Raw genomic sequence first — 14,397 nt, 5'->3', positions numbered from 1 at the left:
TTATGCTTTCGCTCCTTGTGGCCTATGATGCCGCAGCAAGGTATCTTTTTTCGGCAGGTTCTGTTGCCCTGCAGGAGTTGGAGTGGCATCTGTTTGATATTATTTTTTTGCTGGGGCTTAGTTATGCGCTTAAACATGACAAACATGTGAGAGTGGATATCTTTTTTGAGAGATATTCTGTGCAGACTAAGGCGATCGTGCAGATACTCTCTATGCTTCTTTTGCTGATACCTTTTTCTTTATTTTTTTTGAATGATGCTTTGGATATGACCTACCAGAGCTATATTCAGCGTGAAGTCTCTTCTGATCCGGGGGGATTGACGCATCGGTATCTGATCAAGAGTATGCTGATTGTGGCATTTATTTTATTGCTTATCCAGGCGGTCAGCGAAGTGCTCAAAGCGTATCACAAGGTCGAAAATAAAACTTTTTTGTGGCTGGCGCTTGGAGTGGCGGTATTTTTGGGCACAGCAGTATATGCATTATGGTTCAATAGAGTAGCATTTCTTTTAGATCCTGTATTTTTGATGTTTGCTTTGAGTTTTGTGCTTCTGATGGCGGGATTTCAGGTGGCATTTGTCTTTGCAGGTTCGGCACTTTTTTTTGCACTTATTAGTGACGAGGTATCGCTTCAAACTTTCCAGATGCTTCCTTATCGTACGTATGGCATTATGGATAATGCTACACTGATGGCTGTACCTTTGTTTGTTTTTATGGGGCTGATACTTGAAAAGTCAAAGATGGCGGAAGGTTTGATGTTTTCGTTGGGAAAACTTTTTAGAAATTTACGTGGAGGATTGGCTATTTCAGTGGTAATTGTAGGGGCGATACTCGCAGCAAGTACTGGAATCGTAGGGGCTTCAGTGGTGATGATGAGCCTCATCGCACTGCCTTTGATGCTCAAACACGGCTATTCGCCTTCCTTGGCTGCAGGTACTATTGCAGCCAGCGGAACATTGGGGCAGCTGATTCCGCCCTCTGTTGTGCTTATTGTGCTTGGAGATCAGATGCATCTGAGTGTAGGCGATCTTTTTCGTGCGGCCGTAGTGCCCGGAATGCTGCTCATTGTACTTTATGTGCTTTATATTGTCATTGTTTCATGGCTGAACAAAGATATCGCTCCGGCTATTGTATTGGATGAACCTTATCGCGCAGTGCTTAAAACAGCAGCAAGAGAGATTGTCTCCCCCTTGTTGCTCATAGGCGTAGTGTTGGGCTCCATTTTCACGGGGATTGCTTCGGCGACTGAATCGGCGGCAATCGGTGTGCTTGGAGCAGTGGCGCTGTCTGCGGGCAAGAAAACTTTTTCGTATGCATTGCTTCGTTATGCAAGCATAGAGACAGTTAAACTCACAGCGATGATCTTCATGATACTCATCGGTGCGACGGCTTTTTCGCTGGTATTCAATGAGCTTGGCGGCGGCGATATGGCACTGGAGTTTTTTTCACAAGATTTGGGAAGCAAATGGATGTTTATCCTTATCGCGATGGCAGCCATTTTTATTTTAGGTTTTTTTATTGACTTTATAGAGATTGCATTTGTGGTTGTACCGATTTTGGTGCCCATCGTTGCATCGTTTGGGATTGATCCTGTATGGTTTGCTGTTCTTGTCGCGATGAACCTGCAATCCTCTTTTCTTACCCCTCCCTTTGGGTTTGCACTGTTTTATCTCAAGGGGGCGGCCGGAGATAAGATTGGTACGGGAACTATCTACAGGGGAGTCGTGCCGTTTATTTTACTGCAACTCTTGGCTTTGCTGATTATTGTAATTTATCCTGATTTGATCTATTTGTTTGGAAAGTGAGCGGTCGAAAAGCTCTCAACCCAAAGTGTCACAGGCTTGGCTCCCAGGGATTGGGCAATAATTCAGCAAGGGTCATATAGCGGTCACCGGTGAGATATATTTTTGTATTCATGTTGCTGCGATTAACTTGAAACATAAGTTCCCTGCATCGTCCGCATGGAGGAATGATAGATTTGTTATTTGTTGCAACGATCATGTCGATTTGGGTTTCTCTGTTTTTTAACATTTCAGCAATTGCTGAATGTTCTGCGCAAAATCCGATACCGCATGCTAGTTCAATGTTGATTCCGGTATAAATATTTCCTTTTGCGCTTAAAAGTGCTGCTCCTACTTTTCCGGCAGAAAAATCAGCATGGCTCAGTTCAAATTGTCCAACAATTTTACGCGCTGCCCGGATGAGTTTTTCCGGTGTCATGATCTGCTCCTTTATTCCCTGTTTTTATGATAGCAGTATATCAAAACCTCCTCCTTATCGCATAAAAAAGAAAAAAATAGACGGCTTAGTGTACAATACCCCCATGGAAAAACATATAAATATTGAATTTAAACACAGTACAGTAGAAAATTTGCAAACCTTCTCTTCACTTCTTGGCAAAGATATCAACACGCTTCTTGAGGAGGCATTGGATCAGTATTTTGAGCGTGAACGAAAAAAACTGCTTGAGAAAAACAACGATGATGAAACCATGATGACCAATCTTGATTTTGATGAGTTTTGGGACGGGTTAGATTTTTAAGGCAGCGAATGAATTTTTTTGCATCTTTTTTGGAAATGCCTGACACTGTATCGTCTTGACCATATGATTGAAGGTAAAAATAATATATTAATCTGCTATATTACTGTGCGGTACAATAAAACAAATGAATGAGAGATAAGCATGACAGCCCGACAGTCTATTGAAATTTTACAACAAAAGATGAACGAAGCGATCATTGGTCAAGAGCGTATAGTCGAGAGATTTATTATAGGATTACTCGCAGATGGCAATATTTTAGTAGAGGGCTTGCCCGGACTTGCTAAAACAAAAACAGTGCGCACCATGGCAGAAATTATAGATTCAAAATTTTCCAGGATTCAATTTACACCGGATTTGGTTCCTTCGGATATTATTGGGGTTGAAAATATGTATGAAGAGAACGGGGCGCATAAGTTTCGTTTTGAGCCGGGTCCAATTTTTGGCAATATTATTTTGGCCGATGAGATAAACCGTGCTCCCGCCAAAGTGCAATCAGCAATGCTCGAAGCCATGGAAGAAAGACAGGTGACGGTTGCAGGAAAAACCTACAAACTTCCTAAGCTTTTTATTGTGATGGCAACGCAGAATCCTCTTGAAGAAGAAGGAACATACAGACTTCCGGAAGCACAAAAAGATCGTTTTTTGATGCATGTGAATATCTCGTATGTCGATATGGAATCAGAGTTTAAAATCATACAGCAAGCACACGAAAGAAAAAATGCAAATAAATTGCTAGAAGCAAACAAAGAGAAAATCCCGCAAGAGATGATATTTGCTGCGCGCGATGAGATAGAAAAGGTGAAAATGAGTGATGATATTGAACGCTATATTGTTGAGTTGGTATTTGCCACACGGTATCCGCTGAGATACAGCAAACAGCTTGATATCATGATAGATGTGGGTGTAAGCCCCAGGGCTTCTTTGGCGCTAGATCAGTGTACCCGCGTTATTGCCTGGATGAGGGGACGGGATTACACGACGGTAGAGGATGTACAAGCGGTCATTCATGATGTTTTTCGCCATCGGCTTATCAAAAGCGGCAATAGCAGTTTTGATGACAATAGCAATGACGATATCATAGATATCATTTTAAAACAAGTGCCGCTTCCTGCCTAAATAAATTGAATCCGGAATTATTTTTGTATCATCTTGGGGCAGATTGATAAAAAATACAATATTATTGAAGAGTCTAGAAGGATAAAATCATGGGATCTTGGAACATCAAAAAAATACTCAAAGAAGCAATCATAGTAATGTCGGTCGTTTTTGTAGCGGGCAATGTGATCAGTTTTTTGCGTAAACCATCACTTCCAAGCGACAGATTGCCCAATATGCAAAGCAGACTGATTGATGGAAGTATATTGAATCAAGATGATGTGCTAAAAAAACCCCTGATTGTGCATTTTTGGGGTACATGGTGTCCGACATGCAAACTTGAAGCCTCCAATATCCAAGCCGTTTCAAAAAAATACCGGGTGCTAAGCATTGCAGTCAATTCGGGAAGTGACGAACAGATCAAACAATACATGAACGAAAAAGATTTAAACTTTAAAGTGATCAATGACAACGAAGGAAAATGGAAAGCAGCATTCAATGTGGAAGTCTTTCCTACTACTTTTATCTATGACAGTAAAGGCAAATTGCAATTTACCGAAGTGGGATACACCACTACCGCAGGATTGCTTGCCCGTATGATGGCGGTCAAATAGAGAGCTTTTTCTATAATTTATAAGAAAAAGAGTAAAATACGCTTCAAGACGACTAAAGGATAATTTATGAATATAGATAAAGCATTAATGCAAAGAAGCGGTGGCAAGTGTGAACTTTGCGGTTCGCAGGAAAATTTGATGGCCTATGAAGTGGCGCCCAAAGATGAAGCTATTGTAATTTGCAGTACATGCAGCGCTTCTATCGAGGATCCGACACAGGATGCGAATCATTGGCATTGTTTGTCAGACAGCATGTGGAGTGCGGAGCCTGCCGTGCAGGTGATGGCATATAGGCTGCTTGCAAAACTGGGCGCACAAGATCAGCTTGATATGCTTTATCTCGAGCCTGAGGTGCAAGAATGGGCGCAGGCCGGCATGAATGAAGTATCTAGCAGCGAACCCACGCAAGACAGCAATGGAACGATATTGGCGGAGGGCGACACGGTAACCATCATTAAAGATTTGCCTGTAAAGGGTGCGGGTTTTACGGCAAAACAGGGTACAACGGTCAAAAATATTCATCTTTGCGATGACAATACGATGATAGAGGGTCGCGTCAACGGTACAAAAATCTTTTTGCTTTCCAAGTTTCTAAAAAAAGCATAAACGCCTACAATTCAAAGTGATTTTTATTGCAAAAGATTGCTTTGAATCAAAACAGAAAAAAGAGAAAATTGTGATAAAAGAACAGCCAAACAATCCGCTTCACGGCATTACGCTAGAAAAGATCATCGTTGAATTGCAAAGTGCATACGGATGGGACGGTTTGGCTGAAAAACTGAATGTTAACTGTTTCAAAAACAATCCAAACATCAGCTCCTGTTTGAAGTTTTTTCGTAAAACACCATGGGCACGAACAAAGATAGAAAAATTTTATCTTGCACACAAAACAAAACGGTAAACATTTTTTTAGCAAAAAATGATAGTTTTGCCCTAAAATCAATAGATTAAAATCCTTTCATGACGATATCATAAAGATACGCCACTTCATCATCTTCCAAATGTATAGTTTTTTTTGTTTTTAAAAAAGTACGTATTTTTTCTTTGGGTAGAGAAGCGCTATAAAGACATTCGGGATGTGCCGGAATAAAAGCACGCATAAGCGCTATGTGTTCCTTTATGGGGTGTTCGCAGATGTAACAAATCTCTTCATCATGCAGCCTTCCTTCGTGGGCCAATAGTGCCAAATAACTTTCGCATACAATACGTTTTGGATTTTGCTTATGCCATTTTTTGGCCGCATTAAGAAGCAGCTCGTAATAAAACGTCTCTATCTCTTCGGTCTCTTTAAGATGAGGTTCAAAACATTTGATGAAGTTGTGCCAAAGCAAAAGTTTATTTTTGTCAAAGAGCCAAGGAAAATTGATTTGTGAAAGATTTCTTAAACGCGGAAGAAAATAACTTCCTTCTCCTTCTGTTTCAAAGTCAACCAAATTGCCCAACTGTAAAATAGAGTGTCTTGCACCAAAAAAACGATAATACGTTTTTATCTCTTTGTCGCTAAGTATGATGGCAACAGAATCTTCATTTTTAACTTTTCGAAGACTGAGTACAAATCCTTTTATCGCGCTTCCTTTTTTCCATTTATGGAGAATTTAAACACCATTACCGCCAGCCCATCGGATAGATGAGCTATTTGTTTTTTTAAATACATTATAGTCAAAATAAAATTAAAGAACATTGGAAAAATCCAAAATAAAATCCAAATTTTTATTTTATAATTAAACTTTAATTGTTAGTTTAGTATAATCGACCCCACTTATAGGGCATTTTTCAAAACCCTAGCAAAACTAAACTAAAGGTTGGCTTATGAGAGACTTATTTACCTCATTTAAGGATAATTGCGGATTTGGATTGCTCGCTTCCATAGATAATATTCCTACACATAAAAACGTAGAAGACGGCGTAACCGCATTGTCTCGCATGATGCACAGAGGGGCCGTGGCCGCGGACGGAAAAACGGGGGACGGTTCCGGGCTTTTGCTTTCGATTCCAAAAGAGTTTTTTGCCAAAGAAGCAAAAAAAGAGGGGATCACTCTTCCTGATATGTACGCTGTAGGGATGATTTTTTCAAAAAATGAAAAAGATTTTGACATCATCAAAGAAATATGCAAGAACAATGATCTTAAAGTAATTTATAGCCGTACCGTACCGATAGATACGGAAGCCTTAGGCGAGCAGGCACTTGCCAAACTTCCTAATATTAAACAGGTTTTTGTTTCCCCGTATTCTTTAATGGGGGCAAGAAGATTTGATGCACTCGTCTATCTCTCCCGTAAAGAGATAGAAGCGAGGCTGTCAGACGATAGAGATTTTTATATTCCTTCTTTTTCAACTTCGGTTATTTCATATAAGGGCCTTGTGATGCCTACCCATATCAAGCATTTCTATAAAGATTTGAATGATAAAGCATTTAAAATTTCATTTTGTCTTTTTCATCAGCGATTTTCTACCAATACGCTTCCCGAATGGAGACTGGCGCAACCCTTTAGAATGATTGCACACAATGGCGAGATCAACTCTGTGACCGCCAACAGATTTAACGTGGCCGCAAAAAGCAGTGCACTTGAAAGTAACGTATTTTCCCCCGATGAACTTAAAAGACTTTTGCCTATCATACAGTTACAGATGAGCGATTCTGCAAGCTTGGATAACTTCTTTGAATTTTTGCGTATCAATGGCATGGATTTCTTTAAAGCGGCACGGTCACTTTTGCCTGCACCATGGCAAAACTCTCCGCATATGGATGCAAAATTAAGAGCTTTTTATGAATATGCAAGTACCTGTTTTGAGCCATGGGACGGTCCTGCGGCAGTAAGTATGACAGACGGCCGCTATATTGGCTGCGTGCTTGATCGAAATGGACTTAGGCCATCCAAATACATTATCACTACTGATAATAGACTCTTGATTGCGTCTGAGTATGGCGTACTTCAAACTCCCGAGGAGGAGATACTCGAAAGAGGAAGACTCCAATCGGGCGAAATGATGGGTGTGGATTTAAAATACGGAAAAGTACTTAAAAATGAGGATATCAACGAATATCTCAAAAATATAGATCCTTATGACAAGTGGCTTAATGAAAATATGATTTATCTGCAAGAGCAGATGAGTGATCCCTTTTCTACGGTAGATATTCCCGAGAAAACTACTATGGAGGCAAAGCAGCGCTTCTTTAATATTACGCTTGAAGTGATTGAGCAAGTCTTTGAATCTATGGTAAAAGAAGGAAAAGAGGCTACTGCTGCTATGGGTGACGATACACCGTTGGCGGCTTTTTCTGATAAACAAAGAAATTTTTCCGACTTTTTTAAACAGAAATTTGCACAGGTAACCAATCCGCCGATAGATCCTATCCGTGAAAAATTGGTGATGAGTCTCAATACCGGTTTTGGCGAAGTAAGAAACATACTGGCTGACGATGCTGCGCATGCCAAAAGACTTAAATCTATTTCCCCGATTTTATCTCTTGAGAAGCTAAATCTTCTTCAGGAATTTGGCGATGAAAAAAATCCAAAATATGACAAAATTTATAAAGCGAAGGTGTATTCCACTGCATTTGAGAGTGATTTAAAGTCCTCTTTGGCTTCGTTGGCAGAACAGATTGTCTCTGATGTGAAGAATGAAGGTGTTCGTACCGTTATTCTGGATGATAGGGCATTAAGTGCACAAACCAAAGTAATGCCAATGCTTATGGTTGTGGGACGTCTTAACCAGGTCTTTCTTGAGGCGGGAGTCCGTCATCTTACGAGCATGGTTGCGGTTACAGGAGAGGCTTATGATTCTCATATGGCTGCATCAATGCTTGCTTTTGGTGTCGCGGCAATCTATCCGTACATGCTGTACCAAACAGTAGCTATGATAGAGAGAAGAAAAGATGAAAATGTCGATCTTGCGCCGATACTCAAAAAAGTACGCAAATCTATCAATGCCGGTCTGCTTAAGGTTATGTCCAAAATGGGTATTGCGACGATTTCAAGCTATAGAAACTCGAAACTTTTTGATGTGATAGGATTGAGCGAGGAGATCGTCTCTGAGTGTTTTTCCGGTGCAACATGTTTGCTTTCGGGGCTAGGGTATGAGGATATCGAAGAGCGTATCGCCAGAGCACACAAGCAGGCTTATGATGTAGAGACTACGCATCGCATCTTTCCTCTTAATATCGGAGGATACTATAAATATCTTGACGGAGGAGAGTACCATGACTATGCGCCTGCAACAGTGCATGCGATCCATACACTTTCTGAGACAGGAAAAAAAGAGGATTTTGAACATCTTAAATCACTTATAGACAAAAGAGGTAAAAAATTCATCCGCGACTTTTTTGAACTCAAAAGCGACAGAAAGCCTATCGCTATAGATGCAGTCGAACCGCTGAGTGAAATCTTTAAGCGTTTTTCTACTGCAGCGATGAGTTTGGGGTCTATCTCTCCTGAGGCACATGAATGTTTGGCTGAAGCGATGAATATTATCGGCGGACAAAGCAACTCAGGCGAAGGAGGGGAAGATGCCGCGCGTTTTGGCACCATTAAAAACTCTGCAATCAAGCAGGTTGCCTCAGGGCGCTTCGGGGTCACTCCTGAGTATTTGCGTTCGGCTAAAGAGCTTCAGATCAAAGTAGCCCAGGGAGCAAAACCGGGAGAAGGAGGTCAGCTTCCCGGTCACAAGGTGAGTCCCCTGATTGCTAGACTTAGACATACGGTGCCGGGAGTAACACTGATCTCTCCTCCTCCGCACCATGATATCTACTCTATCGAAGATTTGGCACAACTTATTTTCGATCTTAAGCAGGTCAATCCTGAGGCAAAAATTGCCGTGAAGCTTGTATCAACCGCCGGCGTAGGAACGATCGCTGCGGGAGTCGCAAAAGCCTATGCAGACAAGATTATTATCTCCGGTGCAGACGGCGGTACGGGCGCGGCGCCTATCGGATCTATCAAGTTTGCAGGAAATCCTTGGGAGCTAGGGCTCATAGAAGCGCACAATGCGCTTAAAGCCAACAATCTCAGAGGGCAGGTTTTGCTGGAGACAGACGGCGGTCTCAAAACGGGACTGGATGTTGTTAAGGCAGCTATTTTTGGTGCTGAAAGTTATGCTTTTGGTACAGGTATTCTAACGGTTGTCGGATGCAAGCTTCTTCGTATCTGCCATCTCAATAAATGTTCAGTGGGCATTGCAACGCAAGATGAAAAACTAAGAACGTTTTATAAGGGTTCTGTGGAACGGGTTATCAACTATTTTACATTGCTTGCAGAAGACGTAAGAGAAATTCTTGCAAAATTGGGCTATAGTTCAATTGAAGAAATTGTCGGAAGAAATGAGTTGCTGCAGGTCATTGATGATGAATTTGCCAAAAAATTCTCTTTTGAAAATTTACTTTACAAACTTGACGGTGTAAATACACACCAGGTTGAGTCCAATGAACCTTATGACAGCAATGAATATGAAAAAGAGATTTTGGCCGAATTGATGCCGACGATTAAAAATCCGGATACTTCTATCGTACTGGAAAAAGAGATTACCAATCTCAATAGAAGTTTTGGTACACGAATTTCCGGAGAAATTGCAAAGTATTATGGGGACAAAGGGTTTCCTGACGGCACCATCGATCTTAGACTTACAGGCATAGCAGGCCAATCATTGGGCGCTTTTCTCATTCACGGTGTCAGCATCCATATCAGCGGTGCGGGAAATGACTATATCGGCAAAGGAATGAGCGGAGGGCGTATCATTATCACCGCACAGAAGAAAAATTCAGATTTTGCTTTGGGCGGAAATACCTGTTTGTATGGCGCAACCGGCGGCAAACTTTATATCAGCGGTCAAGTGGGTGAGCGCTTTGGTGTCCGTAACTCCGGAGCGATTGCTATCGTAGAGGGAACAGGGGATCATCCTTGTGAATATATGACAGGCGGCGCTGTGGTTATTTTGGGCAAAACGGGAGTAAATTTCGGTGCAGGTATGACAGGCGGCGTAGCGTTTGTTTATGATGTCGAGCATGAATTTGCAGAGAATATCAATCAAGAACTTGTCGAGCCAAGACGTATAGACACAGAGGATACGGATATTGAAAGGTATTATCTTAAAAAACTGCTCAAGGATTATTATAAAGAGACAAAAAGCCAGAAAGCAAAAAAGATATTGGACAACTTTAGAGTAGAGATACGAAATTTTTGGCTAGTAAGACCAAAAGACATGAAAGGCCCTTTAAAGATAGAGGAAGGAGAATAAGATGTTACGATTTTATGATTTGGAAAGAATAGATGCCAAAAAAAGGGACGTTGTTGAAAGAACAAAAGATTTTGACGAGATTTATGAAATTTTTAAACCCGAAAAAAGTTCTGAGCAGGCTGATAGATGTATTCAGTGTGGTGATCCGTATTGCCATAACGGATGCCCTCTTCACAATTTTATCCCCCAGTGGCTTAAAGCTACTGCCGGTAATGATTTGGAATTTGCTTTTAGGCTTTCGAATGAAAGTTCCCCTTTTCCTGAAGTGATGGGGCGTATCTGTCCGCATGACAGGCTTTGTGAAGGCGCATGTACACTTAATGACGGCCACGGCGCAATTACAATAGGTTCCATAGAAACATTTATCAGCGAAGAAGGTTTTAAAAAAGGATTCAGACCGGCTTTTGCCAATGAGAAAATAGGCAAAAAAGTCGCTATCGTCGGTGCAGGACCCGCAGGACTCTCTGCTGCTACCTTTTTGTTAAGAGAGGGGGTGGATGTAGAGATTTTTGATAAACAGGCAAGGCCAGGCGGATTGCTGACGTATGGAATTCCCGGATTCAAACTTGATAAGAATGTGGTCAATCGCAGGGTGAAACTCCTTAAAGAGGCGGGAGCAGTATTTCATCAAAATGTAGAGATAGGTAAAGACAAAAGCTTTGAAGAGCTTACAGAAAATTTTGATGCCGTTTTCATCGGTGTAGGCGCGACAAAAGGAAAAAAACCCGGTTTGACCGGCGAAGATGCGAAAAATGCCTATTTGGCGATGGAGTTTTTGGTAGATATCCAAAAAAAGATTTTTAATGAACCAAGAGAAAAAAAGATTGAGGTGAAAGATAAAAATGTTGTAGTGATAGGGGGCGGAGATACTGCCATGGACTGCGTGCGTACTTCATTGCGTGAAAATGCAAAATCTGTCAAATGTCTTTATAGACGTGATGCGCACAATATGCCCGGAAGCAAAAAAGAGTATATCAATGCCAAAGAAGAAGGCGTTGAATTCGAGTTCTATGTCTCCCCCAAAACATTAATTGTTAACGAAAACGGTGAAATTGTTGCTATTGAAATGATCAAAACAAAACTGGGTGAACCTGATGCATCAGGCAGACAAAGCGTTGAAGAGATAGCAAAAAGCGAATATAGGGTAGATGCAGATGTCGTCATCTTTGCGCTTGGTTTTGATGCGGTCAAGTATCCTTTCTTTGCAAGCAACGGCATAGAAACGGACAAGTGGGGCGGTATAGCGGTGGATAAAAATTATCAAACCACCAAGGCAGGCATCTATGCGGGAGGAGACTGCCACCGTGGCGCAGACCTGGTGGTTACGGCCGTACGCGATGGACGAGATGCAGCCAAAGCAATCGTAAAAAAGTTGCTTGCCTAAAAATGACCCCATTTTTACAAGCTTGTATCAAAGCCAATGAAGAGATCGCATTAAAACTTGAAAGAGGATTTGAATCTTCGTGGTTTGAAAAGACACAAAAGGGCGCAGGCGGCGATATAAGTTCGGGATTTGACTTGATGGCAGAAGCTGTATTTGTCAAATATTTGTCCTCTTTTGGGCAAATTGAGTCCGAAGAGTCCGGGATCATAGGCGAAGGCGAAGAAACCATTATCTTAGATCCCATTGACGGCAGCGACAATGCTCTTGCTTTGTTTCCTTTTTACGGCACATCGGTTGCCAAAATCAATGCCGATGGCATCCTTGATGCAGCAGTTGTTTGCAATCTTGCCAATGGCGATATCTTTCTTAAGTCGGATCAAAATGAAGTGCTGCAGGGTAAACTTTTTTGTTCGGAGTTTCAAGCGCCCTCCGTTTCTTTATATTCCAAAATAGGACTTTTTGAAAAAGCCTATGCCCATTTTGATGTAGTGAAAGCGTTAAATGATGCAAAGTTGAAATTTAGAGCGCCCGGAGCAGTGGCTTTGTCTTTAGCGTATGCACGAAATGTACAGTATGTGCTGTATGTGGGGGCTTTTCGTATTTACGATTTTGCAGCAGGTTTGGCGCTTTGCGAAGGACTTGAAGTAATCGTTGAGGCGGATTATGTTATAGTATCAAAAGAAAGAGAAGTAGCTTATCAAATTGAAGCATTATTAAAAGACTTAAAAAATAGGAGAGCCGAATAAATGTTTGGAAATCTTTTTGGAAGAATAAAGCACGAAACGACCCAGGAAACCCCCAATCAGTGGATAAAATGTCCCAAATGCAATGCGTTGATGTATTATAAAGAAGTGGAAGCAAAACAAAATGTCTGCCCCAAATGCAACCATCATTTTCGTATCGATGCAGATAAGCGTATTGCTTCATTGTGTGACGAGGGAAGCTTTGTAGAGCATGATGCGTCTCTTACGCCGATTGATCCGTTGAAATTTGTTGATAAAAAATCTTATAAAAAACGACTAGAAGAAGCCAAGGCGCAAACAGGCAAAACCTCTTCTGTGGTGAGCGGCTCATGCACCATACACGGACAAGAGGTTGAGTTGGTGATTTTTGATTTTTCTTTTATGGGAGGAAGTTTGGGATCAGTAGAGGGAGAAAAGATCGTTCGTGCAGTAAATAGGGCCATTGCTAAAGAGTGCGGCGTGATTATTGTCAGTGCGAGCGGCGGTGCAAGGATGCAAGAGAGTACCTATTCGCTTTTACAGATGAGCAAAACTTCCGCAGCGCTTAACAAGCTGCACCATAAAGGATTGCCCTATATTTCTATATTGACAGATCCTACGATGGGGGGCGTGAGTGCTTCTTTTGCCATGCTTGGAGACATAATCATGGCTGAGCCGGATGCATTAATAGGTTTTGCAGGCCAAAGGGTTATCAAGCAAACCGTAGGGGTGGATCTTCCCGAAGGGTTTCAGCGTTCGGAGTTTTTACTGGAACATGGATTGATAGATATGATCGTGGATCGTACCGAGATGAAAAATACGTTGTCAGGTTTGCTTAAACTTTTTGACAAAAAAAGTGCATGATATACGCCTTAGTAGATAAAGAAACACTCATTTCAAAAGGAGTTTCTTTGCCTGTGCTGCTGCAGCATATCCGGTCTTTTAACGCCCCTATACTTCAATACCGCAACAAAACAGGTTCCGCAGAAGAGAAAAAAACAGATCTTTTTACGATACGAAAATACTATCAGGGGATAGTGATCATCAACGATAATATCGAACTTATACGCTATGCGGACGGTTTGCATTTGGGACAGGAAGATATACGTCTTTATGATGAAGATTTGTATCTGGCTCTCAGTCAGATACGCCGGCAGATAGGAAACAAAATCCTCGGGCTTTCCACCCACGACAAAGAGGAAATTCTCCAAGCCAACACTCTGGATCTTGACTACATAGGTTTGGGAGCTTACCGGCCTACCGGCACGAAAAAAGAGGCAAAAGTAAGCGGTGAGGCGCTGCTTGAGATCGCCAAATACTCCAAACATCCCGTCGGCATCATCGGCGGGGTGAGGCTGGAAGATGCATTTGAAGCGCCGATCGTCTATAAGGTGATAGGATCAGACCTCTATGCGGGGCTGGCTTGAAATGAAGACAACCGCATTTTATACGGCCAAATCGCCAAAAGTTTTGTTTCTATCGTGATTGATGGGGACAAAACAAAGCATTCTGAAAAAATAACTACAAAAAGGAGAGCAAATGAAAGTACCTAAAGATGTAGGATGCGATAATGACAAATGTGTCGAGTCGCCCAATTGCCAACGGGCGGTGATCTACAAAAACGGCACGGCAAGAGAGGTAAAAAGTTTCGGTGGCACACCCCAAAAAGGGTGCGGAAAGTTCCTTCCCAAGGAAGAGAAGCCAAAAAACTGATATCGGACTCAAGTACGGCAGCCTGTTTTTTCGTTCCATGGCTTAGGAGTGAGGTAAAGTTAGTACAGCCATTTAAGCCGGAGGTCGAGGGTTCGA

13 protein-coding genes are annotated in these 14,397 nt (G+C 41.8%); 11 read left to right on the top strand and 2 right to left on the bottom strand.

Annotated features, from left to right (window positions below; all coding sequences use genetic code 11):
- The first annotated feature begins 2 nt into the window (after positions 1 to 2).
- Positions 3 to 1,805 carry a C4-dicarboxylate ABC transporter permease gene (locus CFH81_03095; GenBank protein ID DAB41430.1) on the top strand — a complete coding sequence of 601 codons (1,803 nt, stop codon included), beginning with the start codon at positions 3 to 5 and terminating at the stop codon, positions 1,803 to 1,805.
- Between the two features lie 28 nt (positions 1,806 to 1,833).
- Here CFH81_03095 and CFH81_03090 read toward each other — a convergent pair whose 3' ends face one another.
- Positions 1,834 to 2,220 carry a cytidine deaminase gene (locus CFH81_03090; GenBank protein DAB41294.1) on the bottom strand — a complete coding sequence of 129 codons (387 nt, stop codon included), beginning with the start codon at positions 2,218 to 2,220 and terminating at the stop codon, positions 1,834 to 1,836.
- Between the two features lie 103 nt (positions 2,221 to 2,323).
- On the opposite strand from CFH81_03090, the gene CFH81_03085 reads away from it, so the two are divergent.
- From CFH81_03085 to CFH81_03065, 5 genes are all read left to right on the top strand, one after another.
- On the top strand, positions 2,324 to 2,542 hold the full coding sequence (locus CFH81_03085; GenBank protein DAB41293.1) for a hypothetical protein: 219 nt from the start codon (positions 2,324 to 2,326) through the stop codon (positions 2,540 to 2,542).
- Positions 2,543 to 2,683: 141 nt separating this feature from the next.
- Positions 2,684 to 3,658, top strand: coding sequence for an AAA family ATPase (locus CFH81_03080; protein ID DAB41292.1), 975 nt, complete (start codon positions 2,684 to 2,686; stop codon positions 3,656 to 3,658).
- 89 nt (positions 3,659 to 3,747) lie between these two features.
- Complete coding sequence (locus CFH81_03075) at positions 3,748 to 4,251, top strand: protein disulfide oxidoreductase (GenBank protein ID DAB41291.1); 504 nt, start codon at positions 3,748 to 3,750, stop codon at positions 4,249 to 4,251.
- A 66-nt stretch (positions 4,252 to 4,317) separates the two neighbouring features.
- Positions 4,318 to 4,857 carry an alkylphosphonate utilization protein gene (locus CFH81_03070; protein DAB41290.1) on the top strand — a complete coding sequence of 180 codons (540 nt, stop codon included), beginning with the start codon at positions 4,318 to 4,320 and terminating at the stop codon, positions 4,855 to 4,857.
- A 70-nt stretch (positions 4,858 to 4,927) separates the two neighbouring features.
- Positions 4,928 to 5,152 (top strand): hypothetical protein, encoded by a 225-nt coding sequence (locus CFH81_03065; protein DAB41429.1) that lies wholly within the window; start codon positions 4,928 to 4,930, stop codon positions 5,150 to 5,152.
- 46 nt (positions 5,153 to 5,198) lie between these two features.
- Here the strand turns inward: CFH81_03065 and CFH81_03060 are convergent, their stop codons facing one another.
- The gene (locus CFH81_03060; protein DAB41289.1) at positions 5,199 to 5,816 is read right to left on the bottom strand and encodes a recombination protein RecO; all 618 of its coding nucleotides are present in this window, start codon (positions 5,814 to 5,816) and stop codon (positions 5,199 to 5,201) included.
- A gap of 244 nt (positions 5,817 to 6,060) precedes the next feature.
- Between CFH81_03060 and CFH81_03055 the strand changes: the two genes are divergently transcribed.
- From CFH81_03055 to CFH81_03035, 5 genes are read left to right on the top strand one after another with little or no spacing between them, the layout of a single operon-like run.
- The gene (locus CFH81_03055) at positions 6,061 to 10,482 is read left to right on the top strand and encodes a glutamate synthase large subunit (protein DAB41288.1); all 4,422 of its coding nucleotides are present in this window, start codon (positions 6,061 to 6,063) and stop codon (positions 10,480 to 10,482) included.
- Between the two features lies 1 nt (position 10,483).
- The gene (locus CFH81_03050; GenBank protein ID DAB41287.1) at positions 10,484 to 11,866 is read left to right on the top strand and encodes a glutamate synthase small subunit; all 1,383 of its coding nucleotides are present in this window, start codon (positions 10,484 to 10,486) and stop codon (positions 11,864 to 11,866) included.
- Between the two features lie 2 nt (positions 11,867 to 11,868).
- Positions 11,869 to 12,612: an inositol monophosphatase gene (locus CFH81_03045; protein ID DAB41286.1), complete on the top strand. Its 744-nt coding sequence runs from the start codon at positions 11,869 to 11,871 to the stop codon at positions 12,610 to 12,612.
- Positions 12,613 to 13,452 (top strand): acetyl-CoA carboxylase carboxyl transferase subunit beta, encoded by an 840-nt coding sequence (locus tag CFH81_03040; protein ID DAB41285.1) that lies wholly within the window; start codon positions 12,613 to 12,615, stop codon positions 13,450 to 13,452.
- A complete protein-coding gene (locus CFH81_03035; protein DAB41284.1) occupies positions 13,449 to 14,015 on the top strand; it encodes a thiamine phosphate synthase in 567 nt (188 codons plus the stop codon). The genes CFH81_03040 and CFH81_03035 overlap by 4 nt, the downstream gene beginning before the upstream one ends.
- Positions 14,016 to 14,397: the final 382 nt, after the last annotated feature.

Origin of the sequence: Sulfurovum sp. UBA12169, from assembly GCA_002742845.1 — a bacterium.
Classification (GTDB): domain Bacteria; phylum Campylobacterota; class Campylobacteria; order Campylobacterales; family Sulfurovaceae; genus Sulfurovum.
This window is presented reverse-complemented; position numbering and strand designations above follow the sequence as displayed.

What these genes read in the sequence shown, in the direction of transcription:
- CFH81_03050 (DAB41287.1), top strand. Translation starts at nt 10,484, where the DNA reads ATGTTACGATTTTATGATTTGGAAAGAATAGATGCCAAAAAAAGGGAC.
- CFH81_03090 (DAB41294.1), bottom strand. Translation starts at nt 2,220, where the DNA reads ATGACACCGGAAAAACTCATCCGGGCAGCGCGTAAAATTGTTGGACAA.
- CFH81_03035 (DAB41284.1), top strand. Translation starts at nt 13,449, where the DNA reads ATGATATACGCCTTAGTAGATAAAGAAACACTCATTTCAAAAGGAGTT.
- CFH81_03080 (DAB41292.1), top strand. Translation starts at nt 2,684, where the DNA reads ATGACAGCCCGACAGTCTATTGAAATTTTACAACAAAAGATGAACGAA.
- CFH81_03055 (DAB41288.1), top strand. Translation starts at nt 6,061, where the DNA reads ATGAGAGACTTATTTACCTCATTTAAGGATAATTGCGGATTTGGATTG.
- CFH81_03085 (DAB41293.1), top strand. Translation starts at nt 2,324, where the DNA reads ATGGAAAAACATATAAATATTGAATTTAAACACAGTACAGTAGAAAAT.
- CFH81_03045 (DAB41286.1), top strand. Translation starts at nt 11,869, where the DNA reads ATGACCCCATTTTTACAAGCTTGTATCAAAGCCAATGAAGAGATCGCA.
- CFH81_03095 (DAB41430.1), top strand. Translation starts at nt 3, where the DNA reads ATGCTTTCGCTCCTTGTGGCCTATGATGCCGCAGCAAGGTATCTTTTT.
- CFH81_03075 (DAB41291.1), top strand. Translation starts at nt 3,748, where the DNA reads ATGGGATCTTGGAACATCAAAAAAATACTCAAAGAAGCAATCATAGTA.
- CFH81_03070 (DAB41290.1), top strand. Translation starts at nt 4,318, where the DNA reads ATGAATATAGATAAAGCATTAATGCAAAGAAGCGGTGGCAAGTGTGAA.
- CFH81_03040 (DAB41285.1), top strand. Translation starts at nt 12,613, where the DNA reads ATGTTTGGAAATCTTTTTGGAAGAATAAAGCACGAAACGACCCAGGAA.